Source organism: Brevundimonas sp., assembly GCF_032107865.1.
GTDB lineage: Bacteria > Pseudomonadota > Alphaproteobacteria > Caulobacterales > Caulobacteraceae > Brevundimonas.
Genome location: NZ_DAMCNG010000382.1, coordinates 516 through 1332, shown reverse-complemented (window position 1 = coordinate 1332; position 817 = coordinate 516). Strand labels below are relative to the sequence as shown.

Below are 817 nucleotides of genomic sequence, written 5' to 3'. Positions count from 1 at the left end.
AGGCGGCCAGCAGGGCGGCGGCCGAAACGGCGATCAGGGCGGCTTTGATCTTCATGGCAGAGGAAACCTCAATCAGGCGGTTGAAACGAAAACTGGACAGATGGTCCGGAAACAGGTCGAGTGTCCGTCCGGCCTCGCCGTCGGACTGCAACAGTATAAGTTGCCATTCGCGCGCTTCAAGCCCCCCGATCACGAAATCCGCCTTTGACCTCACGAAAAAAGGATTGAGGTGCGCCCATCGACGGCGGCGCCTATCCTCGCGACTCACATGACCATCCGTCGCCTCCCCCCCGAAACCGTCAACCGCATCGCCGCCGGCGAGGTGGTCGAACGCCCCGCCAGCGCCATCAAGGAACTGGTCGAAAACGCCATCGACGCCGACGCCCGCAGCATCGAGATTCAGGCGGACGGCGGCGGTCTGACCCGCATCCTGATCGCCGACGACGGCAAGGGCATTCCCCGCGACGAACTGCCCGTCGCCATCGAACGCCACGCCACGTCGAAGCTGGAGCCGGACGATGCGGGCGACGTGGACCTGCTGCGCATCTTCACCCTTGGCTTCCGGGGCGAGGCCCTGCCCTCCATCGGCTCGGTCGCCCGGTTGAACATCACCACCCGCGCCAGGGTCGAGGCGGGCCAGCCCCAGAACGACGCCTGGGCCATCTCCGTCGAGGGCGGCGCCCAGCGGCCCCTGTCGCCCGCCGCCTTCCCCGGCCCGCACGGGGCGCGAGTCGAGGTGCGCGACCTGTTCTACGCCACCCCTGCCCGGCTGAAGTTCATGAAGTCCGAGCGGGCCGAGGCCATGGCCATCTCCGAA

At 67.3% G+C, this 817-nt stretch carries 1 protein-coding gene and 1 pseudogene; one reads left to right on the top strand and one right to left on the bottom strand.

Features of this window, described 5'->3' with window-relative positions; all coding sequences use genetic code 11:
• Positions 1-193, bottom strand: a pseudogene (locus tag RT567_RS16940) (hypothetical protein); the annotation flags it as partial.
• Between the two features lie 75 nt (positions 194-268).
• Here RT567_RS16940 and mutL point away from each other — a divergent pair.
• On the top strand, positions 269-817 hold a 549-nt coding region (gene mutL / locus RT567_RS16935), incomplete at its 3' end, for a DNA mismatch repair endonuclease MutL (RefSeq protein ID WP_313577346.1).